23 protein-coding genes are annotated in these 25801 nt (G+C 38.5%); all 23 read right to left on the bottom strand.

Annotation, left to right across the window (positions count from 1 at the left end; all coding sequences use genetic code 11):
* Window positions 1–8: 8 nt before the first annotated feature.
* The 23 genes from NBX25_RS05555 to arsB all read right to left on the bottom strand — a co-directional run bounded on the left by NBX25_RS05555 (window position 9) and on the right by arsB (window position 25799).
* Complete coding sequence (locus NBX25_RS05555) at window positions 9–1256, bottom strand: TolC family protein (RefSeq protein WP_108721186.1); 1248 nt, start codon at window positions 1254–1256, stop codon at window positions 9–11.
* Between the two features lie 16 nt (window positions 1257–1272).
* The gene (locus tag NBX25_RS24650; RefSeq protein WP_027374966.1) at window positions 1273–3219 is read right to left on the bottom strand and encodes an efflux RND transporter permease subunit; all 1947 of its coding nucleotides are present in this window, start codon (window positions 3217–3219) and stop codon (window positions 1273–1275) included.
* Window positions 3216–4508, bottom strand: a complete 1293-nt coding sequence (locus tag NBX25_RS24645; RefSeq protein ID WP_002981091.1) for an efflux RND transporter permease subunit — start codon at window positions 4506–4508, stop codon at window positions 3216–3218. The genes NBX25_RS24650 and NBX25_RS24645 overlap by 4 nt, the downstream gene beginning before the upstream one ends.
* 15 nt (window positions 4509–4523) lie before the next feature.
* On the bottom strand, window positions 4524–5162 hold the full coding sequence (locus NBX25_RS05545) for a DUF3347 domain-containing protein (RefSeq protein ID WP_024566629.1): 639 nt from the start codon (window positions 5160–5162) through the stop codon (window positions 4524–4526).
* 6 nt (window positions 5163–5168) lie between these two features.
* Window positions 5169–7289, bottom strand: coding sequence for a heavy metal translocating P-type ATPase (locus tag NBX25_RS05540; RefSeq protein ID WP_027374965.1), 2121 nt, complete (start codon window positions 7287–7289; stop codon window positions 5169–5171).
* 18 nt (window positions 7290–7307) lie between these two features.
* Window positions 7308–7538, bottom strand: coding sequence for a phosphoribosylpyrophosphate synthetase (locus NBX25_RS05535; protein WP_228400535.1), 231 nt, complete (start codon window positions 7536–7538; stop codon window positions 7308–7310).
* An 89-nt stretch (window positions 7539–7627) separates the two neighbouring features.
* Complete coding sequence (locus tag NBX25_RS05530) at window positions 7628–8503, bottom strand: DUF3347 domain-containing protein (RefSeq protein ID WP_027374964.1); 876 nt, start codon at window positions 8501–8503, stop codon at window positions 7628–7630.
* A gap of 268 nt (window positions 8504–8771) precedes the next feature.
* The gene (locus tag NBX25_RS05525) at window positions 8772–8951 is read right to left on the bottom strand and encodes a hypothetical protein (protein ID WP_027374963.1); all 180 of its coding nucleotides are present in this window, start codon (window positions 8949–8951) and stop codon (window positions 8772–8774) included.
* 261 nt (window positions 8952–9212) lie between these two features.
* Complete coding sequence (locus NBX25_RS05520; RefSeq protein ID WP_002981097.1) at window positions 9213–9434, bottom strand: heavy-metal-associated domain-containing protein; 222 nt, start codon at window positions 9432–9434, stop codon at window positions 9213–9215.
* Window positions 9435–9533: 99 nt separating this feature from the next.
* Window positions 9534–11945 carry a heavy metal translocating P-type ATPase gene (locus NBX25_RS05515; protein ID WP_027374962.1) on the bottom strand — a complete coding sequence of 804 codons (2412 nt, stop codon included), beginning with the start codon at window positions 11943–11945 and terminating at the stop codon, window positions 9534–9536.
* Between the two features lie 88 nt (window positions 11946–12033).
* Entirely contained in the window at window positions 12034–12597 is a 564-nt protein-coding gene (locus NBX25_RS05510; protein ID WP_024566623.1) for a helix-turn-helix domain-containing protein, read from the bottom strand.
* 115 nt (window positions 12598–12712) lie between these two features.
* Entirely contained in the window at window positions 12713–13537 is an 825-nt protein-coding gene (locus NBX25_RS05505) for an RteC domain-containing protein (protein ID WP_002981101.1), read from the bottom strand.
* Window positions 13538–13872: 335 nt separating this feature from the next.
* Entirely contained in the window at window positions 13873–15918 is a 2046-nt protein-coding gene (locus tag NBX25_RS05500) for a heavy metal translocating P-type ATPase (protein ID WP_002981102.1), read from the bottom strand.
* A gap of 17 nt (window positions 15919–15935) precedes the next feature.
* On the bottom strand, window positions 15936–17213 hold the full coding sequence (locus NBX25_RS05495) for an efflux RND transporter periplasmic adaptor subunit (RefSeq protein WP_002981103.1): 1278 nt from the start codon (window positions 17211–17213) through the stop codon (window positions 15936–15938).
* A 7-nt stretch (window positions 17214–17220) separates the two neighbouring features.
* The gene (locus tag NBX25_RS05490; RefSeq protein ID WP_002981104.1) at window positions 17221–21588 is read right to left on the bottom strand and encodes a CusA/CzcA family heavy metal efflux RND transporter; all 4368 of its coding nucleotides are present in this window, start codon (window positions 21586–21588) and stop codon (window positions 17221–17223) included.
* Window positions 21589–21740: 152 nt separating this feature from the next.
* Window positions 21741–22067: a DUF6660 family protein gene (locus NBX25_RS24755; protein ID WP_349815566.1), complete on the bottom strand. Its 327-nt coding sequence runs from the start codon at window positions 22065–22067 to the stop codon at window positions 21741–21743.
* A 57-nt stretch (window positions 22068–22124) separates the two neighbouring features.
* Entirely contained in the window at window positions 22125–22532 is a 408-nt protein-coding gene (locus NBX25_RS05485; protein ID WP_002981106.1) for a Fur family transcriptional regulator, read from the bottom strand.
* Window positions 22533–22538: 6 nt separating this feature from the next.
* Window positions 22539–22877 carry a hypothetical protein gene (locus NBX25_RS05480; protein WP_002981107.1) on the bottom strand — a complete coding sequence of 113 codons (339 nt, stop codon included), beginning with the start codon at window positions 22875–22877 and terminating at the stop codon, window positions 22539–22541.
* Window positions 22878–22956: 79 nt separating this feature from the next.
* A complete protein-coding gene (locus NBX25_RS05475) occupies window positions 22957–23163 on the bottom strand; it encodes a GDCCVxC domain-containing (seleno)protein (RefSeq protein ID WP_081457773.1) in 207 nt (68 codons plus the stop codon).
* The gene (gene merTP / locus NBX25_RS05470; RefSeq protein WP_002981108.1) at window positions 23163–23765 is read right to left on the bottom strand and encodes a mercuric transport protein MerTP; all 603 of its coding nucleotides are present in this window, start codon (window positions 23763–23765) and stop codon (window positions 23163–23165) included. Before merTP ends, NBX25_RS05475 begins: the two co-directional genes overlap by 1 nt.
* Window positions 23762–24136 carry an ArsR/SmtB family transcription factor gene (locus NBX25_RS05465; protein ID WP_002981109.1) on the bottom strand — a complete coding sequence of 125 codons (375 nt, stop codon included), beginning with the start codon at window positions 24134–24136 and terminating at the stop codon, window positions 23762–23764. The genes merTP and NBX25_RS05465 overlap by 4 nt, the downstream gene beginning before the upstream one ends.
* A 263-nt stretch (window positions 24137–24399) precedes the next feature.
* A complete protein-coding gene (locus tag NBX25_RS05460; RefSeq protein WP_002981110.1) occupies window positions 24400–24678 on the bottom strand; it encodes a VOC family protein in 279 nt (92 codons plus the stop codon).
* Window positions 24679–24767: 89 nt separating this feature from the next.
* Window positions 24768–25799: an ACR3 family arsenite efflux transporter gene (arsB, locus tag NBX25_RS05455; protein WP_002981111.1), complete on the bottom strand. Its 1032-nt coding sequence runs from the start codon at window positions 25797–25799 to the stop codon at window positions 24768–24770.
* Between the last annotated feature and the right edge of the window lie 2 nt (window positions 25800–25801).

The raw sequence follows: 25801 nt of genomic DNA, 5'->3' as shown, positions 1-25801 counted from the left end.
TATATATTTCATTTTCTTTCAATTAAACGGTCTATTGTTATTTGCATCTCAAATGCTTTTGATAAAATATCGAGGTATTCCAGTTGTGTCATGTTCAGTTTTTCCCATGCATCATACAGCATAAATAATTCCTCGGTATTTTGCTCGTAACCGAGCTGCATTGTTTTGAAATTATTTTTCAAAGCCGGAATGATGTCATCCCTATAAAGACTAAGCTGATTTTTTTTGAGGTCGAACTCATTTCTCATGCCATATGCCATACCACTGTATTCATTTATCATCATGTTTTTTTGAGAACTAAGGGCATCTGCTTTCCACTTCAAACTTGCAATATTAGCTTTGCTCATCTTTGAAGCCCAATTGACAAAAGGCAGTTTTACCATTGCCATTGCTGTGTATTGCATGGGCTGTCCTCCAAAGCCATACATATTTTCAAATCGAACACCAAATTCAGGTTTCAGGCTTTGTCGCTCTGTTTCCTGTTTCAGAGTTGTTAACCGTATCTGCTGGTCTAATGATTTCAGGTCACTCCGGTTTTTGTTGAACAGTGCAGTATCAAATACCATATCCGAATAATCGTTGAATGAAAATATTGTATCAATTTCAAAAGGAGCCATAGGGTTTCGCCCCATAAGGGTATTTAATCTGATGCGTTTTTCCTTGATATCATTTTCATACATAATCTGCATATTATGGGTGCTTCCGAGCGCTGCTTTAGCTTTATAATATGCACCTATTTTACCTACTCCGTTCTTATACCGTATTTCTGCATTCTTAATCATGAAGTTGAGCATCTTTTCGTTTTCGGCAACTACATCCAGTCGTTTCAGTAACACAATCCATTCGGAGTATAAGAGTTTGGCATCCTGTATAATTTCATTTATGCCCGCTCCTTTATTTTCTTTTTCTACGGATGACATTGCGTTCATATATGCTTCTTCAGCATCCAACTTTTTCTTATTGGGTATCATCTGTTCTATCGACAGCATAGCCGAACCCATTCCTTTCATCTCACCATCTCTTTTCCAAAGGTTCACGTTGTAAGGTGTCATAAACTGTCCAACACCAATTGTTGGCGGCATCCAGCTTCGTGCGCCTTTTGCTGCTTCATCCATAGAACGAATTTCATTGTCGTACATCTTCACAATGGGATGATTGGTTTGTATGCTGTCTATAACATTTTGGAGGCTTATAACCTGTGCATTTATATTGGTAAAAAGACATACTATAAATGCTGTAAAAATTATCTTTTTCATTTCTGATTTTTTGATTTTAATGTGCTGCATCTAATACGTCAATCTTTCCGAATTTTTTCAGCTCATATTCTTTTTGCATCAGGAAGATAATTGGTGTAACCAGCAGAATATGGATTGCTGAAGTAAATACGCCTCCAACCATCGGCAATACGATTGGTTTCATCATATCACTGCCTACGCCGGTACTCCATAATATGGGAACCAGCCCGAACAGGGTTACACACACGGTCATTATTTTTGGACGTAAGCGTTTTGCCGCACCGTGTATTACGTATTCTCTAAGGTCTTCGTTTGTAATGGTTTCACGACTATTTCCTTTTAATAGCACCAATTGTTGCATGGCATCATTGAGGTAGATGACCATAACAATTCCTGTTTCGACAGCAAGGCCAAACAGGGCAATAAATCCAACAGCTACAGCTACAGAAAGGTTTACACCCCATAGACTAATCATAAATACTCCTCCAATCAGAGCGAATGGAATACTGATGAGATTGAAGAAAGCCTCTCTCATAGAATGAAAAGCAAAATACATAGACAGAAATATGATAACTAATACAATGGGCATAATCCATTTCAGTGTTTGTTCGCCCCTTATAAGGTTTTCATATTGTCCACTCCACTCTAAAAAATATCCCTGAGGCATTTTAAGCATCATATTATTCAGCTTGGCTTTAGCTTCTTCTACTGTGCTGCCAAGGTCTCTTTCCCTAACGTTGAACAGAACTGTACCTCTTAACATTGCATTTTCAGAGTTAATCATTGGAGCCCCCTCTGATAGCTTAACTTCTGCAACACTTCCTAATGGAATAGAGCCAAAATCCATTGTTTGAACGGGCAGGCGTTTAAGTGCTTCAATATTATTTCTGAAATCCTGTCCGTAACGGGCATTTACAGAGAAGCGCTGCCTTCCCTCAATGGTAGTGGTCAATTTCATACCGCCCAACGCGCTTTCAACCAAATTGTTTACATCGTCTATGCTTATATTGTATCGGGCAATTTCATCTCGGTTTATAACAATATCAACATATTTACCTCCCGTTATTGGTTCTACATACATATCTTTAATACCTGCCACGCCATCAAGCTCCGTTTTAATTTTTTGCGATAATGAATAGATGCTATCGAGATTTTGACCATAAACTTTTATGCCGACATCGGTACGGATGCCGGTTGATAACATATTGATGCGGTTTATAATGGGCATTGTCCAACCATTTGTTACTCCGGGCATTTGAAGTTTCGCATTTAGTTCATTAATGATGTCATTCTTTTTTATTCCGTCCCGCCATTCATTTTGTGGTTTTAACAAAATGATAGTTTCAATCATACTGATTGGAGAATTATCTGTAGCAGTATTCGCCCTGCCAGCTTTACCTAAAACGTGCGCTACTTCCGGTACAGATTTAATAATCTTATCCTGAACCTGCAATATTCGTTTGGCTTCTGAATTAGAAACATCGGGTAATGTAACGGGCATAAATAACAATGAACCCTCATCGAGTGGTGGCATAAATTCCCTCCCAAGATTTAATATCATTGGAATACTTATAATAAGTGCAGCGATGTTGATACCCAATACGGTTTTTCGCCATTTTACACACCATTTTATAACAGGCTCATACAGCTTTTCCAAGCCCCGGTTTATTGGGTTTGAATGCTCACTTTTAAACTTGCCTTTCATAAAGAAAGAAATCAGCACCGGCGCAAGCGTAAGTACCAATAAAGCATCCACGACCAATATAAACGTTTTGGTATAAGCAAGCGGATGGAAAAGTTTGCCTTCCTGCCCTGTGAGTAGGAATACAGGTAAAAATGAAGTTATAATGATAATCGTTGAAAAAAATACGCCTCTTGAAACCTGCTTGCATGATTTCTCAATGATACTAAGTCGTACTTCCTCTGGAATTTTTTCGTAGCCAACATTTTTATTGGCTTTCTTTTTAAACCATTTTATTTTCATGATGGGTCGGATGTTTTTTGTTTACGCTCATTTTGCCAAACGGAAAGATTTCTATAAGAGTTCTCTGACATTATAATTCCGTTATCTACAATTACCCCGATTGCCAGCGCAATTCCGGTAAGGGACATAATATTGGATGATAACCCAAAAGCGTTCAATATGATAAAACTGATGGCAACGGTAACTGGAATTTGAATAATGATACTTAATGCACTCCGCCAGTGGAACAGGAAAAGAATTACAATAAAGGCGACTGCAATAATTTCCTCTGCGAGCTTATGTTTGATATTTTCGATAGCTGCTTCGATTAATGTACTTCTGTCATAAGAAGTTTTTAATGTTACGCCAGCCGGTAAACCTTTTTCAACATCTTTGATTTTTTCTTTAACGGCTTTTATCACTTGGTCTGCATTTTCGCCATAGCGCATTACTACAATTCCTCCCACAACTTCTCCTTCTCCATTTTGGTCAAATATACCCAGCCGCAAATCTCCGCCCATTTGTACGCTTCCGATGTCTTTTACTCTTACCGGAATGCCATTATAGTTGCCTACTGCAATTTTTTCAATATCAGCAGTATTCTTTATATACCCCAAACCTCGTATAATGTAAGCCATATCTGCCATTTCAAATTTGCGACCACCAACATCATTGTTGTTTGCTTTTACTTTATTCATTACATCCATAAGGGAGATATTGTAATACTGGAGCTTTACGGGGTCAACGACTAACTGATATTGTTTTTCATATCCTCCAAAGGAGGCTACTTCTGCAACACCTGGTACAGTTTGCAGTGCTAACTTGATATACCAATCCTGCAATGCGCGCTGCTCTCCAAGTTCCATCTGCGGTGCATCCAAATGATACCAGTATATATGACCAACGCCTGTCCCATCAGGACCAAGCGTTGGTACAACCTCCTGTGGCAATAGCCTTTGAGCATAATTAAGTCTTTCCATGACTCGTGTACGAGCCCAATAAACATCAACATCGTCATCGAAGATGATATACACGAAACTCATTCCGAACATTGATGTGCCTCTTACGTTCTTTACTTTGGGTATTCCCTGTAAGTTGCTTACTAAAGGGTAGGTTACTTGGTCTTCGATAGTCTGTGGACTGCGTCCCATCCATTCAGTGAAAACTATTACTTGGTTTTCACTTAGGTCAGGAATTGCATCTATCGGATTTTTCTTAACTGCTGAAATGCCCCAAACAAGTAAACCGGCTGCTATAAGCAGCACGATATACCTGTTTTTCAAGGACAGTTCTATTATTTTTTGTACCATGATTTATTTTTCATTTTAATACTGCTTTTTTACAGAACCACAGCTAATCATTTTTGAACCGTAGTAAGGATTTTTGATTTCCTTTGTTTCGCTTAACCAAACAGCACCCTTACCTTCATTGAACATTGGGCAATGGTCTTGATACAATGTTTGTGATGTACCGAACAAATCAATCAGGTCTTTCAAATCTTCGCCAAGTGAGGCTAAATGTTCCCGCTGGTGGTGGATATTACCAACATTTTCGCCAATATGTTCTGCATGCTCTTTTGCATCGTCTGCTATGTCCATGTACTTTTTGTGTTTATCGGCAGGAATGGATTTCATATCCATTTTGTTCAACGTAGCTAACAGTTTTTTCCCTGCACTGGCGGCAGCTTTGTCATCGTCCGAAACAAGAGCATTCTTTAATGATAGATAATCGGTAACTATAGGTGCAATAGAAAAGTTTTTAGCTTCTGCATCCTGACCGCTCGGTGTACCGCTAACGTCGGGGGTAGTTGCAGTGTCATCCCCTTTTAAGTGGGAAGCAGGATGTTCTTGTGATACAACAGTAGTATCTTTTGAAGACTGCTCGTTTTTGTTGGATGCCTGATTGCATGATACTGTTACAAATGCCATGATAACAGCAATGATTGATAATGTTAGATTTTTCATTTTTATTTATTTTTTGATTTTTAAAAAACTTGCGTTAATAGCCACTACAATGGTGCTTACACTCATCAGCACAGCACCCATAGCGGGACTTAAAACAAAATTCGGATAGAGTACGCCTGCCGCAAGCGGTATTGCCACCACGTTGTAGCCAACCGCCCATATCAGGTTCTGTACCATCTTTTTGTAGGTAAGTTTGCCGAAGTCAATCAGTTTGACCACATCCCTCGGGTCGCTGTCTACCAATATGATATCCGCTGTTTCGGCAGCCACGTCCGTACCGGAACCCACGGCAATGCCCACATCTGCCTGTGCCAGTGCAGGTGCATCATTTACACCATCACCAGTCATTGCTACGATTTCGCCTTTTGCCTGAAACTCCTTTACTTTCTCCTGCTTGTTGTGCGGAAGCACATTAGCCAAATACCCGTCCATACCCAATTTTCCGGCTACGGCAGCAGCAATCCTGTCGTTGTCCCCGGTGAGCAGAAAGGACTTGATGCCCATTTTTTTGAGTTCCTCAATCGCCTGTGCCGACCCCTCACGGATGCTGTCTGCCAAAGTAATGAGGCCGATTACCCGGTCATCAATGAGGACAAAGTTGACCGTTTCTGCTTCCTGATTGATTTCGTTTGGAATTTCAGGCAGGGAAAGGTGGTTTTCGGTGAAATAATTCGGGCCGCCAGCTACGACATTTTTCCCGTTCACAACACCTTTAACACCTATGCCCTGCATATAGCTGAAGTTTTCAGACTTCCATAAGGCAAGGCTCTTTTCTTTCAATGTAGCCATAATGCCTTTGGCGATATGGTGTTCCGAATTTTGCTGTACTGCGGCAGCATACTGGATAACCTCATCGGCATTATATTCGTCTGTTAACGGTATAACCTTTTCTACGGCATGGGAACCTTTGGTGAGCGTTCCGGTCTTATCAAAAATGACAGTGGAAAGTTTTCGGGTGGTTTCAAATGCTGTGCGGTTGCGGATGAGCAGACCATTGGTCGCCGATAGCGTTGTGGAAATGGCGACCACCAACGGGATAGCCACGCCCAATGCGTGCGGGCAGGCCGTTACCATTACCGTTACCATTCTTTCAAGCGCAAAGGCAATATCTCCACTGCTTGCATACCAATAGGCAAATGTGCCTATGCCAACGGCAATGGCAATAAAGGTGAGCCATTTGGCAACTTTGTCCGCAAGGTTTTGCGTATTGGACTTAGTAGCTTGTGCCTCCTGCACAAGATTGATAACCCTGTTCAGGTAGCTGTCTTTTCCAACGGCTGTTACCTTAACTTTCAGCGCACCATCGCCATTGATAGAGCCTGCGATGACCTTTCCGTCCTTTTCCTTTTTCACGGGAATACTTTCTCCGGTAAGCATACTCTCGTTGATATACGAAAGCCCCTCCAGTACCAATCCATCGGCTGGAATTTTTTCTCCCGGTTTTATGATAGCCGTTTCACCGCTTTGCAGGTCTTCGAGCTTTATCTTTACAGCTTCTCCGCCACGTTCCACGGTAACATCGTTGGGCAGCAAAGCCACCAATGACTGTAATGCCCGTGAAGCAGCCATTTGGGAACGCATTTCCAGCCAATGCCCTAACAGCATGATGTCAATTAGGGTTGCCAGTTCCCAAAAGAAGTCCATACCCTGCAAGCCAAATACAACGGCTACGGAATAAACATAGGCTACGGATATGGCAATGGCAACAAGTGTCATCATCCCTATGGCTTTGGCTTTCACCTCGCCAATCATTCCCTTTAGGAACGGTAAGCCTCCATAGCAATAAATCACCGTACCCAATGCCAGCAGCACATATTTATCGCCATTGAAAGCAAGGGAGAAACCCAACCATTGCTGTATCATGTGTGACAGGAGCAGGATAGGGATTGTAATGACAAGGCTTATCCAAAAACGTGTGAGGAAATCGCCTGTATGATGCCCCTCATGTTTATTAAAGTTTTCGTCAGCATGGCCATGTTGAGAATGCCCGGAATGCCCATGTCCTGATGTGTGTTCATGAGAAGCTGACGCACCGCCAACGGGAACCAATGCCATGCCACAGAGCGGGCATTTTCCCGGTTCGTCTTTTAGCACCTGTGGGTGCATAGGACACGTGTATTTTTTCATAATAAGGGGTTTTAAAAGTTATGTTGCACTTAATTTTTTTGCCATCTCATGGGTCATTTCTTCGGCATAAGCACCATAGGCATCCACAAGTACGCCTTTATTCTTACCATCATTGGACGATATGGCATAAATCACGGCATTGTTATCAGGACTGCTGTCGAGGCTTTCAAACCTATGGGTTTCCGTAACCGTAAAATCCTCCGGTTTTAGTTTCAGGCTCCTTGACGCACAGTACAGGCAGTCCGGCAACAGACTAAAGTCCATACTGTATCCACGCTGTCTTAGGTCTTTAAGCGCCTGCACCATGTCATTGTACTGTACCATAGCTTTCAGACCTGTTATTTAATGGTTTCAACGGTACTGCCGCAGGTAAGCATCTGTGAGCCGTAATATGGATTTTTAACCGCATTCTCTTTACTTAGCCAATTGGCTCCCTTACCTCCATTGTACATAGGGCAGTGCTGGTAATAAACGGGGGTGTCCTGTTTAGAAACTTTGGCAAGTGTGTAGATGCTTTCCGAAAGTGCCGCAAAAGCACTTCTTTGTTTTGCAACATCTTTTGATTTTGAAATGCTTTCCGCATTGGCCGTCAAGTCCTGCATCACTTTCATCCAAGCCGTATGTTCCTCTGCCGATAGCTTATTCATATCGACTGCTTTAAGGGATGCAGCCAATTCAGCGGCTTTGGCAGATGCGGTCGCCGCATCGGTTTTTATCAAAGCATCTTTCACTGAAAAGTAGTTGTCAAATACAGCCTTTAGCTGTGATTGGTTTTGGGCTGCATCTTTGTTAGCTGCCATTTGGCTATGGTCGTGATTGCCATGTCCGGCATTCATGTCCATTCCCGCCTCCTTGTTTTTGGCAACCGTCTTCACTGGTCTATCATACTGGCAGCAACCAGCCAGTTTAGCATATACGTCATCCGGCGCACGGAACTTCTCACTGTCATAACCAGCCAAAGCGATACGTTTCAGGATTTCATCCTGATTTGTTTTGTCGCCGTCATAGGTGAGCGTAGCCATCTTGGTATCTTTGTTCCAGTCAACACTGGCTACCTTTTTTACGTTACCTGCTTTTTCGATGGTGGTTTTGCATATACCACAATTGCCGTAAATCTTTACGGTTTCTGTTTTCGCATTCTTGATTTGTGCGAAGCCGTTTATTGATGATAGTAATACGGCGATTACCATCACTATTTTTGATAATGATTTCATAATAATTACATTTTGAGAAACGGGGGATTGATAAACCCATTTCTGTTTTAAATTTTGAATAAATGATACAAATAGGGGATTTGCAAAAGCCGGAACAGCTTCTGACAGGACACACCTATGGCTATCAGGCCATAGTTTTAGCTTATTTTAGGCGGTAGCCAAATGGAGAAAAAGCCCGAAGAATAGTAGGCTTCTTTAAAACCGAATTTGTGCTTTTTAGCCGCTGCTAAGTGATTTTTTGCCTTTAATTCGATTATGGTTGGGACATTTAGGGAAGTGGTTGAAGCACCGCACCTGCAAGAGCTGTGTGAACAACCGCCCCCGCATTTGTCACTTTTGCATTTTTTACAGGATTTGCTCTTGCAACCTTTTTTATGTTCTGATTTTTTGGATTTCTCCTTTGAGCAGGAAGACTGCTCGGTCTTTGTTGAATTTTTGGAACAGGCATAGCTCTGACTTGGCATCATAAAGAAAACCAAACAGAACAATGTCAAAATGCCTATATGTATTCTATAATTTTTCAACGCAACAAAGTTACAAATTAGATTGGTTTTTTATATAGTTTTACGTTTTTTTTGCTATATGGAAAAATAATGCCATATACGCAATAACCTATCGCCTTTTTTCAGAATTGATAAAATGCCCTTTTTCATCAACCCAACCTCATGGAAATTCGGTCGGAAAAAGGGCATTTCAAAAAGTTGCTGGCTTAGGCATCCAAAGGTTCTATTTTGAAGCCTGCCTTTTGCACGGTCGATATTACTTCCTGCTCGGTAATGCCCTCGGACTTCACGGTAAGTACCTTGTCCTTGTTGGCCGTGTCCACTTCCCAATGGCAGATGCCCTCTGCCTTGTCCAAGTGCGGCTTTACAGATGCGATACAACCGCCGCAATTGATGTTCGTCTTGAATTGAAATTGTTTATTTTCCATTGTTTACAAATTTTAGAGTTATCTGATAATGCAAATTTCCGTACTATTCAGTTAGTTATTGTTGTGTAATTTCTTGTTTGATTTGTGAGATTTACTGTTTTATTTCTTCCACTTCAACCGCAGGCTGTTACTGACCACGCTCACGCTGCTCAATGCCATTGCCGCACCCGCAATCATCGGGTTGAGCAGGAAGCCGTTAACAGGGTAAAGGATGCCTGCCGCTACCGGAATGCCGATTACGTTGTAGATAAACGCCCAGAACAGGTTTTGCTTGATGGTGGCTACGGTCTGTTTGGACAAGCGTATTGCCTGCGGTATCTTGGTCAGGTCGGACGAAATGATGGTCATCTTGGCTACGTCCATTGCGATGTCGCTGCCTTTGCCCATTGCGATACTTACATCGGCTGTTGCCAATGCGGTGCTGTCGTTGATACCATCGCCCACCATTGCCACTACCTTTCCTTTACTTTGCAGTTCTTTCACAAAGTCGGCTTTGTGCTGTGGCAAAACTTCGGCTTTGTAATGCTTGATGCCTGTCTGCTCCGCAATGGCTTTAGCGGTAGCTTCATTATCTCCGGTCAGCATATACAGGTCAATGCCCATTTCCTGCATTTCCCGGATAGCCTGCACCGATGTTTCCTTAATCTTATCGGCGATAGCGATTACAGCAAGAGCCTTTTTGCTGTTTGCAAACCAGATAACGGTTTTAGACTGTTTGCCCCATTCTTCGGCCTGGTCTTGTAATTCTCCGGCAATGGCAATGTTGTTTTCTGCCAATAGCTTTTTGTTGCCTACATAATAGGTTTCGTTGTCATGGTCTGCTTTTGCGCCTTTGCCCGTAATGCTGTCGAACATGGATAAAGAGGTGGTCGCTACATCGCCAAGATGCTTCACTACGGCTTCTGCCAATGGATGCTCGGATTGCTTTTCGATGCTCAAAAGGATTTCTTTTGCAGTGTCCTCATTGTTCAGCCATTTAATGCCCGTTACCTGTGGTCTTCCCTCGGTGATGGTTCCGGTTTTGTCCAAAACGATGGCATTTACTTTTTTGGCCAGTTCCAAACTTTCGGCATCCTTTATCAAAATGCCATTTTCAGCACCTTTACCAACGCCTACCATAATAGCGGTGGGTGTCGCTAAGCCTAAAGCACAGGGGCAGGCAATGACCAATACCGTAACGGCTGCCAACAGACCTTGAACAACCCCGTTTTCGCCTCCCAAAATCAACCATAGCGTAAATGTCAGGATGGCAATACCTATCACTGTGGGAACAAAGATGCCCGCAATCCTATCGACCAGTTTCTGTACGGGTGCTTTGCTTCCCTGTGCATCCTGCACCCTTTTGATGATGTGGGCAAGCATGGTTTCTTTGCCCACTTTTACCGCCCTGAACCGGAAGCTGCCTTTTTGGTTAATCGTTCCTGCAAATACTTTTTCTTTTTCTTTTTTCAATACAGGTACAGGCTCACCGCTTAACATGCTTTCGTCCACATACGAATTGCCCGATATGACCATGCCGTCTACCGCAATCTTTTCACCGGGCTTTACGAGTATCACATCGCCTGCGCTTACGTCTTCGATAGCGGTCTGCTTTTCCGTTCCGTCCGCCTGTACCACGATGACCGTTTTTGGCTGCAAGCCCATCAGCTTCTTAATGGCTGAAGAGGTGTTGCCTTTGGCTCTTTCTTCCAGCAGTTTTCCCAAGAGGATGAATGCGATAATAACGGCAGCCGCTTCAAAATATACGTGAGCATGCAGTCCCCGTTGATGCCAAAAGTCGGCAAACAGCATATTGAAAACACTGAACAGGTAGGCAATACCTGTACTCAATGCCACCAGCGTATCCATATTGGCGGAACGGTGCTTTGCCTGCTTCCAAGCGTTTACAAAAAAATCCCTGCCCAACCATATTACAACGGGCGTGGAAAAGAGCCACATTATCGGGTCTGCATAGGGCATATCCATAAAGAACATTCCTATGATTACCACGGGCAGGGAAAGGATAATTGCCCAAATGGTCTTGTTTTTCAAGGTTCGGAATTTCTTTTCGTGGATGGCTTCGAGCGTTTCCTGCTGCTTGGTTTCGTCTTCAATCAATAGGTCGTAACCTACTCCCTGAACCGCTTTTTGCAGGGTGGAGGCATCGGTCATATTGGGCAGATATTCCACGGTAAGATTGCCCGTTGCAAAGTTCACGGAAGCATTAACTACTCCCGGTTGGTATTTCACAATGCTTTCGGCACTGCCCGCACAGGATGCACAGGTCATGCCCAATACCGGAAAAGCACTTTTAACCGTAGGAACTCCGTAACCTAAATCTTTAATTGCCTTAACAGCCTCGCCTACGGTTTCATTGCTATCTACTGTAATCGCTGCCCTTCGGTTGTTCAGCTCTACTTTATGGGTTTCTACGCCTTTTACCTGTGCCAATCCCTTTTCAACGATTAATGCACAGTGTTCGCTTTCTACATCCTCCAATGGAATGTATATATTTTCTCTGTTTGTCGCCATATTTGCCTGCTTTAATTTACAATACAAAATTGGCTATTATATTTATGGGTACTGTTGTGAAATTTTGGATTTGATTTGTAAGATTTACTTACACTTTATCCAACGGTTTTCTTTTATCCTCTTTAATCTGTTTGAAATGGCTTGGTGTTAGCCCGGTAACTTTTTTAAACTGGTTACTCAAATATGCCACGCTCGAATAATTTAGGCGGTTCGCAATCTCACTTAATGACAACTCATCATACACCAACAATTCTTTGACTTTCTCCACCTTTTGGGCGATAAAGTATTTTTCAATGGTTGTACCCTCTACCTCTGAAAACAGATTGGACAGGTAATTGTAATCGTGATGCAATTTGTCACTCAATACATCGGAAAGGTTGGTTTTTACATCACTATCCTGATGGTGTACCAGGTCAATGATAATGTTCTTTATCTTTTCTATTATCCTGCCTTTTTTATCGTCAATTACTTCAAATCCTAATGGCTCTAAAGTTTTGGACAAATTCTCTTTTTCCAGAGATGTTATTTCTTTGGAAAGAATAACTTCGCCCAGTTTTATATTTTTAGCATCTAATCCCAGTTTTTCCAATTCGTTTTGTACCACCATAATGCAACGGTCGCAAACCATATTTTTAATAAAGATTGTATTCATATTTATTTACTGACTACGTTTAGTATTTAATACATAAGCAATAAACAAATTTACAATTTAAGTTTAATTACTCTGACTTCTTGCCAAGAGGAATAAAGCCTGTGTACATATATACTTACTGTTTTTCATCTTGTTCGTCCATTTTCTTTATCAGTGCTTCACACAGCCTGTCGAGGAATTTCGTTCGGTTTATTTTGCGGGCTTTAAGTTCCATAAACGTATGGTAAAAGTCGCCTAACTCAATATTGAAGGCATCTTCAAACGTTTTGGCTATCAATTTTATTTCTGTATTCCCATTGTTAAATGCACCGTGGGAGTACAGTGCATAAATGAGTTCCGTGAGTGCAGTTTTGCTTGCTGTCCATATCAACGAATTATCTGAAACCTTTTTAACGTTGATGTTATTTAACCTGTCTTCCAAATATACCTGTATCAGGTCATTAGCAATTATCTTGGCAACCTTATAATCGTGCGAAGTAGAAAAGCGATGGTCTGCCTCAAAATAAAAAGTGTCTAACCATAGTCTTATATCGTGCTTGCCACGTACAAAAAATTGTTCGTCAAAGAAAGAATTATTGCTACGGTAATACTTATAAAAATCAAGGTTATTTTCAAAGAACCTTTTTAGCTTTTTCAGTTCTTTGACAAAATATTTCTTGGTACGCTTATTTCCATACGGTCTTCTCGTTTCGATTTTATAGATGGCATTATAATAGATGAGCTTTGAAACGATAATTGGCTTTTGATATTTAAAAAAGCGAATTTCTTCATCAACATTCTTAAATCCTCTTTTTAAAATATATTTTTTTACGTCGAATAAACATTTGATAATAAGTTGTATAACTGCTTCAATGCGTTCTATCGAACAGTCTGCTTCAATCTCAAATTCTTTGATTTCGTTTTCCAGCTTAGCCAGCGTTTCGTTATAAAATTTATCCATCCGTTATCCTAAATCTATTTTTTAAACAATAATAGAGAAGCCCAAATACTGTCATATTTGAAAGAAATTTGCATTTTCGGGTTTCTCTTTTGGAACTTTGGTTTTTGCTCGATACAGAACTAATAAGTCCATTTTTAGTGATAGGGATAGATATAATAGTGTCTAATTTTATGTATATCAAAGCAATAAGACACAGAGCTAAAAAATATCCCAAAAAGTATCATAAAGAGCGAAGGTCTTTTCTTCTTCTTCTTCTCCTTCGACAAATTGACATTTGATAACTTTTGCCTTTCTTACGAATTGTCTGTTTTATTCATCATTAGGATGTTCTAATCTTAAAATTTCATCCGCTGTATCCTTACTGCGTTTAGTATAGCTAATAAGGCAACCCCAACATCTGCAAAAACAGCTTCCCACATAGTCGCTAAGCCCCCAGCTCCCAAAACTAGTACAATAGCTTTTACTCCGAATGCTAAAGCTATATTTTGCCAAACGATTTTCTTTGTCTGCTTGCCTATATTGATTGCCATAGGTATTTTACTCGGTTTGTCGTCTTGTATTACCACATCTGCCGTTTCAATGGTCGCATCGCTTCCCAAACCGCCCATTGCAATACCCGCATCGCTCAAAGCCACAACAGGCGCATCGTTTACACCGTCGCCAACAAAAGCAACGCTTCCGCCTTTGGCTTTAATTTCTTTAACTCTGTTTACTTTATCTTCAGGCAATAAATCTCCGAAAGCATTATCTATCCCCAACTGTTCCGCTACATACTTTACAACCGTACTTTTATCTCCGCTAAGCATAGTAGCTTTAACATTGAGCTTATGCAATAGATTTATGGTTTCCTGTGCGTCTTCTTTTATGCTGTCCGCAATGGTAATGTAACCAACAAACTTTCTATCATAAGCCACTGCGATTACCGTGTAGACAATGCTGTTCGGGTCTATGTCATAAGTAATAGAAAATTTATCCATCAGCTTAAAATTCCCTACCAATAATTCTTTCCCATTTACATTAGCCTTTAGTCCGTGTCCTGCAATTTCCTCTATATTTTCTAATGGGATATTGTGGTTTACATCGCCTACATATTCTTGAATGGCAGTTGCTACGGGGTGGCTACTATGGCTTTCCAAAGCATTGACCATTTCTAAAATTTCTTTCTCATCAAATGCCTTGTCAAATACAACTTCCTGAACTTTAAATACGCCCTCCGTCATTGTACCTGTCTTATCCATTACTACATTTTGTATGCTGGCAAGAACATCCAAAAAGTTGCTTCCCTTAACCAATATTCCATTTTTACTCGCTGCCCCAATTCCGCCAAAGTAGCCTAAAGGAATACTTATTACCAATGCACAAGGGCAAGAGATAACAAGGAATACCAAAGCACGATACAACCATTGGCTGAACACATAATTTTCTACAAAGAAGTAGGGCAATGCTGTAATTAGAATAGCTAACAGCACTACAATTGGTGTATATACTTTTGCAAATTTTCTGATGAATAATTCTGTAGGAGCTTTTTGAGAAGTAGCGTTTTGTACCAGTTCTAAAATTTTACTTAGTTTACTATCCGTATAGGCGGTTGTCACTTTTACCTGTGAAACGGTATTTAAGTTTATCATCCCTGCCAGTACCGTTTCACCTTTTGATTTAGTGTCAGGCTTGCTCTCACCCGTAAGAGCTGCTGTATTGAAAGATGCAGCTTCGGACAATAATTCTCCGTCCAATCCTAACTTTTCTCCAGGCTTCAATTGTATTATCTCTCCAATAGTAACTGTTTCAGCTTTTACAACTTTTGTTTGAGTGCCTTGTAAAATGGTTACTTCATCAGGACGTTGGTCGAGTAAAGATTTGATATTTGTTTTAGCTCTCTTTACTGCTAATGACTGAAAGACTTCACCAACAGCATAAAACAGCATTACAGCAACACCCTCGGGGTATTCACCAATGGTAAAGGCTCCAATAGTAGCAATACTCATCAGCAAAAATTCTGAAAAAACATCGCCTTTACCAATACTTTCAAAAGCTTCTTTAATTACAGGAAATCCGACTGGTGCATAAGCTATTATATACCAAACAGTTCTTACCCAACCTTGAAACCATTCAGGTTTCAAGACATTGTCTAAGTAAATAGCAATTAGCAATAGTACCAAAGAAATAATTCCTGGTAAAAACATTTTTATAACGCTGTTTTTATCAACAGCTTCACTTCGTTCATTGCTCTTTTGATTAACTTTTTCATCCGTTGAGCAACAAACATTATCAGTACTCTGCCCTGTATTTGTTTGGGCATCGTTTTTGTTTTCCTCCGTGCAGCAGAGTTGCTTGCCCTGCGCATCATAAATATGCTTGTGATTTTTATCTGTATTTATCATCGTTTAGTTATTATTGGTTAATCTTCGTCTTCTCCTGCATTAGATAATTTTGCATTTACAAAAAATGCTCCTTTTACAACGATTTTTGGATTGGCAGGAACTTGTTTGATAAAAGTAATTGCGGTATACCCCATATCAGATACCCCTTTCAATATTTCTATTTTTTCAAAATTTATACTTGCCTTATCTTCCTTTTCATTTTTATCAGCATCTTTATGATTTTCTTCTTCTTTACCTTCTTCGTGATGCTCTTCTGCTTTTTTATCGGTTTGTACGAAAATATAATATTTACCATCAGTATTTACGATGGCATCATTGGGAACAGCAGGTGTAGTTACATTGCTTAAGCTTACAACCCCTGTTATGTTCATTCCATCAATTAAACCAATTTTACTACCTTTTATACGACAACGTACAGCAATAGTTTTACTCTCGTTTTGAAAAGATGAACCGATATTGAAAACCGTAGCCTCATATTCTGTGGTTGGATTATTTGTCAATCTAAAATGAATAGTTTGCCCGATTTTTATTTGTGGTAAATCTTTTTCGAATACTTGTAAATCCAAATGTAATGAGCTGTTATCTACTATTTCAATTACCGGCGAAGAAACATCTACATAACTTCCAATTTTAGCGTAAACATTACTTACTGTGCCATTTAAAGGACTAATTACTGTCAGAGCAGATTTCAAATTACTGTTTGATAAGGTGCTGGGATTGATGCCCATTAATTGTAGTTGTTGATGTAAAGACGCTTTTCGAGTACGAAGGCTGTTCAATTCGGCTGTTGCACTTTGTAAATTTTTCTTTGCGCCAGCATTTCCTTCATTTAACTCTTTTTGTCTTGATAGCTCTTGCTCTGCAAAAGTTATCTTACTTACTACACTCAAATATTCTTCCTGTAATTGTATAAACTGCGGATTGGCAATAGTTGCTATTATTTCACCCTTTCTAACATAATCCCCAATTTGAACTTTCAATGTTCTTATCACTCCACCATATAAAGTTGTAGCGTTGGCTTTGTTGTTATTAGGAACATTCAGATTTCCATTTGCTTTGATAGTTGCAGACAGCTCTCTTTGTTCTATTGTGCCTATTTTTATTCCAACTATCTTTAATTGTTCCTCTGAAAGAGTGGCAATGGTTGGTACTTCTTCCTCGGCTTCTTCTCTTTGAATTTCTTTTGCTTCCTGGTTCTGCCCATTTCCATCTTTCTGATTATTGCAAGCGGAAAATGCAAATATTAAAACAGTTATCACTGTTACAATTGTGATTTTATTTATGTTGAATTTCATTTTTTACTTATTGATTAATGAGAGAATAAATATTGATTACAGACTGGTTTACCTGCTGAATACTTTTCAGATAATTTAATTGAATGTCGGTTGCGGTTTGCAATGCAAAAAGATATTCCACATAGCTAATTTCTCCTGTTTTATACCCTAATTGTGCCGCTGATACTATTTCTTTGGCATTAGGCAATGCTTCTTGCTGAAAATAATTAAACTGTTGCATATCCTGTTGGTATTGCTGCAAAGCATTTTGTAATTGTGTTGTTAATGCTTGCTGCTGCTGCTGAGCATTGGCTTCGGAAGCCTGTTTTCTGAAGTCCAAAGATTTTATCCTTGCTTTGGTAGCACCATAAGTGATAGGAATTGCAATGCCAATATTTACAGAATTGAAACGGTTACCAGAATTAAAATATTTTTCCATACCATTTACTGTGTGAAAACCTATTAAAGATTGATTTGTAAAACCAATTGTAAAATCAGGTAAACCTTGGGAACGTTCTACCTTTTTGGTCTGTTCTGCAATAACAGCATCCTGATACAAGGATTGAATGGCGGGATGACTTGCTACTACATCATTATCCAATAAATTGCTGATTTGTAAAGGTTGAAAAATTCCATTTTCTGCAATGAGAAAATCCTCTCTTGTATTCATCAAAGTTTTCAGACTGGCAACAGCATTATTTAAAAACACTTTATTCTGTTTTAACAATAAATTGATTTCCCCTTTCTTAGCTTCTGCCGTACTGATGTCCACTTTTTTTGTATCGCCGGTTTTATAACGAAGCTGTGCTATTTCTATAAAATCGCTGTACAGACTATCTAACTGTTGTAATTGCTTTTGGTTATGTTGCAAATATAGGATTTGATAATAGTAAGTTCTGACCTGCGTTTTTAACTCTAGTACGGTAAGATTTTTCTGTAATTCTTTCCCTTTTATTTCGGCATTAATCAATTGTTTTTTTGCTCCGAATAATGTAGGAAAAGGAATAGTTTGTGCCACTTCAAAAGACTGGTCGAATTTTGTACTGTTGTACTGCCCCAATTGTGCATTAAAACCTAATTTTGGTAATTCTCCGGCAGTTTTTTTCAAGGCTTTACTTGCATCAATTTCTAAATCTGAAGCCTTTATGGTTTGATTATTTTTCAGCGCGATGTTTATTGCTTCATCAACACTGGATAAATCTTTCGTTTGTGCGTTTGCTGTAAAACCTACCAATGATAGCAGTAACACAACGATAGTTGTAATGGGTTTCACTTTAAATTTTCTTTTTAAATTAATTTTTGAATTGAAGATGATATACAATAGAGGCAGTACGAATAGGGTAAGGAATGTTGCAGTTACCAAACCACCGATAACAACTGTAGCCAATGGTTTTTGTACCTCTGCGCCTGCACTACTGCTCAAAGCCATTGGCAGAAATCCTAAACTGGCTACTGTTGCAGTCATCAAAACTGGTCTCAAACGGATTTTAGTTCCTTCGATTACCCGTTTCAATACATCTTTTTCTCCTTCTTTTTCTAATTGATTGAAAATACCTATCAGTACAATTCCGTTTAGGACAGCAACGCCAAACAATGCAATAAATCCAATACCTGCGCTGATGCTAAAAGGCATTCCTCGAAGTAACAAAGCTAGTATTCCTCCAATTGCACTCATTGGGATGGCTGTAAAAATTAATCCTGCCTGTTTAAAGGAACTGAAAGTAAAGTAAAGCAGTACAAATATCAATATTAAAGAAACTGGAACAGCTATCAGTAATCTATTGCTTGCTTCCTGTAAATTTTCAAACTGTCCTCCATAAGTGAAATAATACCCTGATGGTAATTTTACTTGGTTGTTCAACTTTTTTTGAATTTCTTCTACCACACTTTGTACATCTCTGCCTGCAACATTAAAACCAATTACAATTCTTCTCTTTCCAGCTTCACGGCTTATCTGCGCAGGTCCTAATTTATAGTCAATTGTAGCCACCTGTGATAGAGGAATTTGACTGCCTGTGCTAGTTGGTATCATCATATTGTTTACATCTTCAATACTACCTCTATAGGTACTATCTAAACGCACAACTAAATCAAATCGCCTTTCATTCTCAAAAACCACACCTGCACTTTTTCCTGCAAAAGCAGTACTTACAACATTATTTACATCTTCTACATTTACTCCATAATTGGCTAAACGAGTTCGGTCGTATTCAATATTAATTTGAGGTAACCCGCTTACCAGTTCTACCTGAGGCACTGTAACTCCCTTTACTGTTTGTATAACTTTGCTAACCTTATCGGCATTTAACGCTAGTGTGTCTAAATTTTCTCCGAAAATCTTAATTGCAACATCTTGTTTTACCCCTGTCATAAGTTCGTTAAAGCGCATTTGAATGGGTTGGCTTTTTTCGACAATAATGCCAGGTATTACGGCTATTTTTTCTTCTATTGCATCGCCTAATTCATCGTATGTCCTTCCGGATTTCCATTCACTTTCAGGCTTAAGAATAATTATTAAATCTGTTGCACTTGGAGGCATTGGGTCAGTAGGTACTTCACCAGCTCCAGTTCTACCTACCACCATTTTTACTTCATCAAATTGTTTGGCAATTCTCGAAGCAAGCATCGAAGTTTCTATACTTTGTGATAATGAGGTTTCAATAGGCATTTTAAATTCAAACGCATATTCTCCTTCTTGTAGTTGGGGTATAAATTCTCCTCCCATTCGGCTAAACAAGAAAATACTAATTGCAAATATGGCAATGGCGATACCAACGAACCAATACTTTATGCTAATCGCTTTTTCAAGCAAAGGCTGATATTTTCTTTGTAACCAATTCATCATTCTATCGGAAAAGGTTTCTTTATGTGAAGGCTTTTTGGATAAGAACAAAGCACACATCATAGGTATGTATGTTAAGGATAAAATCAAAGCTCCAAAAATGGCAAAACCTACAGTCTGTGCCATCGGACGGAACATTTTGCCTTCTACGCCCACTAACGTAAGAATAGGAATGTAAACAATTAGTATAATGATTTCACCAAATGCTGCACTACTACGAATTTTGGAGGCAGACAGAAAAACTTCCTCATCCATTTCAGTTTGTGTAAGCCTTTGTTTAGATTTTCGTAAGCCTAAATGATGCAATGTGGCTTCCACAACAATTACTGCCCCATCTACAATCAACCCAAAATCTATGGCTCCCAAACTCATTAAGTTGGCGCTTACACCAAACACATTCATCATCGCCAAGGCAAACAGCATTGCTAAGGGAATAGCGGAAGCTACAATTAATCCTGCTCTAAAATTTCCTAAAAAAAGTACCAATACAAAGATTACAATCAATGCACCTTCTATCAGGTTTTTTTCTACGGTACTCATTGCCTTGTCAACTAAAACTGAACGGTCTATATAGGGCTCAATAATAATATCATCAGGTAATGACTTTTGTATAGTAGGAAGCTTTTCTTTTATTTTTTCAATTACATTATTGGCGTTTTCGCCTTTTAACATCATCACAACACCACCTACTGCATCAACATCTCCATTATATGTCATTGCTCCATATCTTACAGCATTACCAAATCGTACATCCGCCACATCTTTTATAAAAATTGGAACACTGCCAGGATTATTCTTTACACTAATGTTTTTTATATCATCTAATGATGTAACCATACCAATACCTCTAACAAAATAAGCACTTGGTTTCTTATCAATATATGCTCCCCCTGTATTTTGGTTGTTTCTTTCAAGAGCGTTGAAAATATCGGTAATACTTACATCCATAGCCTTTAAGCGACTAGGATTAACAGCTACTTCATATTGTTTTAGCTCGCCGCCAAAACTATTTACTTCTGCAATTCCGGGAGTACCATACAGTTGCCTTGCTACAATCCAGTCCTGCATTGTACGTAGGTCTTTGGCATTGTATTTATTTTCACTTCCCTTTTTGGGATGTATTATATATTCGTATATCTGACCAAGTCCTGTACTTACCGGAGCCAGTTCCGGCGTTCCTATTCCATTCGGAATTTTTTCTTCTGCTTCTTTCAGTTTTTCGTTAATGAGCTGTCGGGCAAAATAAATATCTACTTTTTCCTTGAATACAACTGTAATTACGGACAAACCAAACCTCGAAATACTTCTGGTTTCTTCTAAATCGGGAATATTAGCAATGCTTTGCTCTATGGGAAAGGTAACTAATTGTTCTACTTCCTGAGCTGCCAATGTTGGGCAAACCGTAATTATTTGTACCTGATTATTTGTAATATCGGGTACGGCATCAATGGGTAATTTTGTGGCACTCCACACTCCCCAAATAATGAGTAACAATGTCATTATTCCGATGACAAGTTTGTTCTTTATACTAAATTTTATGATACTGTCTAACACAATTCATATGATTAAAGATTAATAAATAGTGGATATAAATTCTTCCACTCCATATATGTGAAATGAATAGCTAAATGCTCGACTGAGGGGGTACGTTATTTAATAGTGAATGGATGCCCATACACCGACAATAAAATACAGTCGCTAAAAATTTAGGCATTAATCTTTGGCGGCTGCCAAATATTTCCGTGGTAGTTGGAATTGAACCCGAAATCCCAAAGTGGGAATTTTTGTATTTTGTCGAAACTAGACTTAGCTTCGCCTATTTTGAAAGTTTGAAATGTAAAAACAGCAACAGTGGGACAAGTGGCACAGGAGCAAAAAGGGCTACATACGTCAATGCTATTTTCTTGACCATCACCCGCTTGTATAAATTCTGATTTTGTAGTATTGTTTATGCTAATATCGCACGCATCAGTACACGGCATTACCGATAATGCCATAAAGTATATACTGAATAGGATTACAAATATTTTCATCAGACTACAAATGTAAAATATAATTAGTGCAATTGAATTGCAAAGTTTAAAGGTGTATTAACTACAGCTTGAGCATTTCCCCTTGAGAACCAAATTAGCTCCTTCTAATTTAAAGTTTTGAGGAATTTTGATGTTTGGAATTTCAGTTTCCGTAAGACAAAAGGTATGTTTGCAGTCGGTGCAATAAAAATGTGTGTGTAGTTCTGATAAATTGCAATTACATCCAGATTGACATAGTGCGTATTTTACAACTCCACTTCCATCATCAATGGTGTGGATGAGTTTGTGTTCCAGAAATATTTTGAGTGTTCTGAATAAGGTAACACTATCTGCTTTCTCAAACTGTTCTGCCAGCTCTTTATGGCTTACTGCGTATTGTTGTTTTAATAGCTTTTCTACCACCAACAAACGCATAGCGGTAGGCTTTATGCCTTTTTGGTTTAAAATTTTTTCTAATTCTGTCATTCTAATTCAAATTTCTTTTGTCCAATCATTGTTATCATCTTCGTTAACTGCTATTTGCTCTATGATGCTATTTGCTACACTGTCGGAGTACGTGCCATAGCCATTTACGAAAATACCTTTTGCTCCGTCTTTTTGGTTTCTCATTGCATACAAGATAGCTTCATCTTCCAAGTCATTCAGCCCTGTAAAACGATAAATTTTATCAATAACTATGTCACTTAAATTGACCTTTTCACCTCCTGTTTTATATGAGATATTTTCTTCCAATAGGTTAAAATCTTCAGTATAACCTCTTAGTCTTAATATTTCAATTACCTCTGATAATGTTTTTTCTGTTGATGCCATAAGTTATTCTTACAATTGTTTAAAAATAATTAGTAAAACCTACCGATTTTTTATGTGATTTATATAAAATGCGTTCTATTTAGCAACATTTTTTTTCTTTTTGTATTGGTGGACAAGGAACACTGGCATAACTACAATACACACAGCAGTCGCCTTGTAGTGGTTTTAACCTTGTTTTGCAATTTTTACATTCATAAAAATACTGACAAGTATCAGTTGGCATTGTTTCCTCTTTTTTGTGCCCACATTTTGGGCAAGTTATTATTGATTGTAATTTAATTTCCATTATGATATAACTTTACTTTTTAGTGATTTATAACCTGTCGAATTGATAGCTTTTTCGATTTCAGCAATACTGGTTTGCTTATTATCAAACTTGACAATAGCGTTGCTTTTCTCATAGGAAACGACAACTTCGATAATTCCTTTTAGTTTGCTAATCTCTGTTTTAATATGATGTTCACAACCTGAACAAGTCATTCCTTTAATTGTAAACTCAACTTTCTGAATTTTGGAACTTTGGGTAATAATTGTTTTGTTTTCGGGCTTTGGAAAAAAGATGTGAGCGTAAATTGGAAATGATAAAAGTAAAGCCGCCATAACGGTAATAATTCCTAAAAATGATTTTGTTTGCATAAAATTGGGTTTTTCAGTTATTTTACATTTACAGTCAATTTGCTTTTTGGGTTTCAACTTTTGAAACCAAGTAAAACCAAGCACTAAAATTGTCAAGCCAATAAAATATGGTCGGAAAGGTTCGAGCCAAGAAAATGTTGAAGCAACCCCGCTTGTTCCTACTATGAGAGCCAAAACAGGTGTAATGCAACATAATGAAGCAGCAATTGCCGTAAAAAGACCAGTACCGATTAGTTTGTTGTCCGTTTTCATATAGTTTCTAAAATTTTATTATCATTAAGTATTTCAAAAAATGGGGTCAGCATTTTTTCATACTCTTTTGTTAATGAATAAAAAATAGTTTGTGCTTTTCTTTCAGTTTCAATTAGTTTACGGTCTTTGAGTTTTCGTAAATGTTGAGAAATTGCAGAAATTGTCATACCGAGAATATCGCTTAAATCACAAACGCAAAGTTTTCGTTCTTCATAAATAAGAAACAGGATTTTCAGTCTTACATTGTTTCCCGCCAATTCCAGTCCGTTAGATAAATAGTCAAACGAACCTTGGAGTTCCGAAACTCGTTCTTTACAGCGATTGATTTGTTTAATGTCTGCCTGTTGTCTAATGCAAGAAATACTATCCATGGTGCAAATATAGCTAATTTGTTTATTTTAGCGTTTGCTTAAATAAACAATTTAACTTTCATTGTCTTGTTCTTTACAGTTTTAACAAGGCTCTTTTATACACTAACTCTTTCTATAATTATTTTTCACGCTATATCATATCCTCATAAAAAGTTATCAAATTCCTATACAAGTCTAATGTTGCAAATTCTCTTGTACCATAATATGTGCTTTTTATTTTCGTTTTTGTGTAAAACTTCTTTTTCTTTTAGTTCTTTATACAGTTAGTCAATGCCTTTTACTTCAATCCTGCAACTGTGTGTACCTGCCAAAAAACTTTCTGCTCCGCTACTAATCGGTTTTAGAAATAAAAAAACACTTTTCCATTTCCAACTGTAATTACAGGAAGCCCACAAATGCAGCTCTATACCACCCCTAACTAATATTGCAAAAGTTTCTTCCTGATGTCTGCATTCAAAACCAAATCGAGCTTTATAAAACTTAACTGCCTTATTAATTTTCCGTACAAGAAATGCGGGAATGGGTTTAATTAGTTCTATCATTTTGTACGCTTGTTTTAATTATTGAACCCTATATTTTTTGCACATCGGTTGAAATCCTATTGTCGTTTCATAACTTCTATTACTTATTTCTAACTGTAATATTTTTTCTTCAACCACAAACTTGCACGTACTAAAAGTATCAGTACCGGAACTTCTACTAAAGGTCCAATAACGCCTACAAATGCCTGTGGGGAATGAATACCGAAAACTGCTATAGCAACAGCGATTGCCAATTCAAAGTTGTTTCCTGTTGCTGTAAATGCGATGGATGCGTTTTTGTCGTAAGGTACTTTTAGAGATTTATTGATAAAGAAGCTGACAAAAAACATCAGTACAAAATAGATGATTAATGGTATGGCTACTTTTACTACATCCATTGGCAACTCTAATATTTTATCACCTTTCAGGCTGAACATTAAAACTATCGTAAACAGTAAAGCGTACAATGTAATGGGCGATATTTTGGGTACAAATTTTCGATTATACCATTCTGTACCTTTTGATTTAATAAGGAAGTAACGGCTAACGAATCCTGCTAAGAATGGAATACCTAAGTATATCAATACGCTTTCTGTAACATCTTTCATTGATACGCTTACATTGAAATTAGCTAATCCTAATTTTGAAGGTAAAACATTGATAAATAACCAAACTAAGAAACTGTAAGAAAGTACCTGGAAGATGCTGTTTAACGCAACCAACATAGCTGTATATTCTCTGTTTGCTTTAGCTAAATCGGTCCATACGATTACCATTGCTATACATCTTGCCAAACCTATCAGTATTAACCCTGTCATATAATCGGGTTCATTGCGTAAAAACAAAACGGCTAATCCGAACATCAATAAAGTACCAATGACCCAATTCAGCAATAATGACAGACCGATTACTTTTTTATCCTTAAATGCTTGGGGCAATAATGAATAATCAACCTTTGCCAATGGTGGGTACATCATTAATATTAAACCTATAGCCAATGGAATATTTGTAGTTCCAATGGATAAAGTATTTGTAATTTTTGATATTCCCGGAAAGAAATGTCCTAAACCTATACCTATTGCCATTGCAAGGAATATCCATAAGGTTAGGTAACGGTCAAGAAATTTTAGTTTTGGCTGCATTG

It is taken from the genome of Chryseobacterium sp. Marseille-Q3244 (genome assembly GCF_940807095.1).
Taxonomy (GTDB): Bacteria; Bacteroidota; Bacteroidia; order Flavobacteriales; family Weeksellaceae; genus Chryseobacterium.
The sequence above is the reverse complement of the archived record's forward strand: the minus strand, read 5'-3'. Positions and strand labels throughout refer to the sequence as shown.

What these genes read in the sequence shown, in the direction of transcription:
- NBX25_RS05555 (WP_108721186.1), bottom strand. Translation starts at nt 1,256, where the DNA reads ATGAAAAAGATAATTTTTACAGCATTTATAGTATGTCTTTTTACCAAT.
- NBX25_RS24650 (WP_027374966.1), bottom strand. Translation starts at nt 3,219, where the DNA reads ATGAAAATAAAATGGTTTAAAAAGAAAGCCAATAAAAATGTTGGCTAC.
- NBX25_RS24645 (WP_002981091.1), bottom strand. Translation starts at nt 4,508, where the DNA reads ATGGTACAAAAAATAATAGAACTGTCCTTGAAAAACAGGTATATCGTG.
- NBX25_RS05545 (WP_024566629.1), bottom strand. Translation starts at nt 5,162, where the DNA reads ATGAAAAATCTAACATTATCAATCATTGCTGTTATCATGGCATTTGTA.
- NBX25_RS05540 (WP_027374965.1), bottom strand. Translation starts at nt 7,289, where the DNA reads ATGAAAAAATACACGTGTCCTATGCACCCACAGGTGCTAAAAGACGAA.
- NBX25_RS05530 (WP_027374964.1), bottom strand. Translation starts at nt 8,503, where the DNA reads ATGAAATCATTATCAAAAATAGTGATGGTAATCGCCGTATTACTATCA.
- NBX25_RS05525 (WP_027374963.1), bottom strand. Translation starts at nt 8,951, where the DNA reads ATGCCTGTTCCAAAAATTCAACAAAGACCGAGCAGTCTTCCTGCTCAA.
- NBX25_RS05520 (WP_002981097.1), bottom strand. Translation starts at nt 9,434, where the DNA reads ATGGAAAATAAACAATTTCAATTCAAGACGAACATCAATTGCGGCGGT.
- NBX25_RS05515 (WP_027374962.1), bottom strand. Translation starts at nt 11,945, where the DNA reads ATGGCGACAAACAGAGAAAATATATACATTCCATTGGAGGATGTAGAA.
- NBX25_RS05510 (WP_024566623.1), bottom strand. Translation starts at nt 12,597, where the DNA reads ATGAATACAATCTTTATTAAAAATATGGTTTGCGACCGTTGCATTATG.
- NBX25_RS05505 (WP_002981101.1), bottom strand. Translation starts at nt 13,537, where the DNA reads ATGGATAAATTTTATAACGAAACGCTGGCTAAGCTGGAAAACGAAATC.
- NBX25_RS05500 (WP_002981102.1), bottom strand. Translation starts at nt 15,918, where the DNA reads ATGATAAATACAGATAAAAATCACAAGCATATTTATGATGCGCAGGGC.
- NBX25_RS05495 (WP_002981103.1), bottom strand. Translation starts at nt 17,213, where the DNA reads ATGAAATTCAACATAAATAAAATCACAATTGTAACAGTGATAACTGTT.
- NBX25_RS24755 (WP_349815566.1), bottom strand. Translation starts at nt 22,067, where the DNA reads ATGAAAATATTTGTAATCCTATTCAGTATATACTTTATGGCATTATCG.
- NBX25_RS05485 (WP_002981106.1), bottom strand. Translation starts at nt 22,532, where the DNA reads ATGACAGAATTAGAAAAAATTTTAAACCAAAAAGGCATAAAGCCTACC.
- NBX25_RS05480 (WP_002981107.1), bottom strand. Translation starts at nt 22,877, where the DNA reads ATGGCATCAACAGAAAAAACATTATCAGAGGTAATTGAAATATTAAGA.
- NBX25_RS05475 (WP_081457773.1), bottom strand. Translation starts at nt 23,163, where the DNA reads ATGGAAATTAAATTACAATCAATAATAACTTGCCCAAAATGTGGGCAC.
- merTP (WP_002981108.1), bottom strand. Translation starts at nt 23,765, where the DNA reads ATGAAAACGGACAACAAACTAATCGGTACTGGTCTTTTTACGGCAATT.
- NBX25_RS05465 (WP_002981109.1), bottom strand. Translation starts at nt 24,136, where the DNA reads ATGGATAGTATTTCTTGCATTAGACAACAGGCAGACATTAAACAAATC.
- NBX25_RS05460 (WP_002981110.1), bottom strand. Translation starts at nt 24,678, where the DNA reads ATGATAGAACTAATTAAACCCATTCCCGCATTTCTTGTACGGAAAATT.
- arsB (WP_002981111.1), bottom strand. Translation starts at nt 25,799, where the DNA reads ATGCAGCCAAAACTAAAATTTCTTGACCGTTACCTAACCTTATGGATA.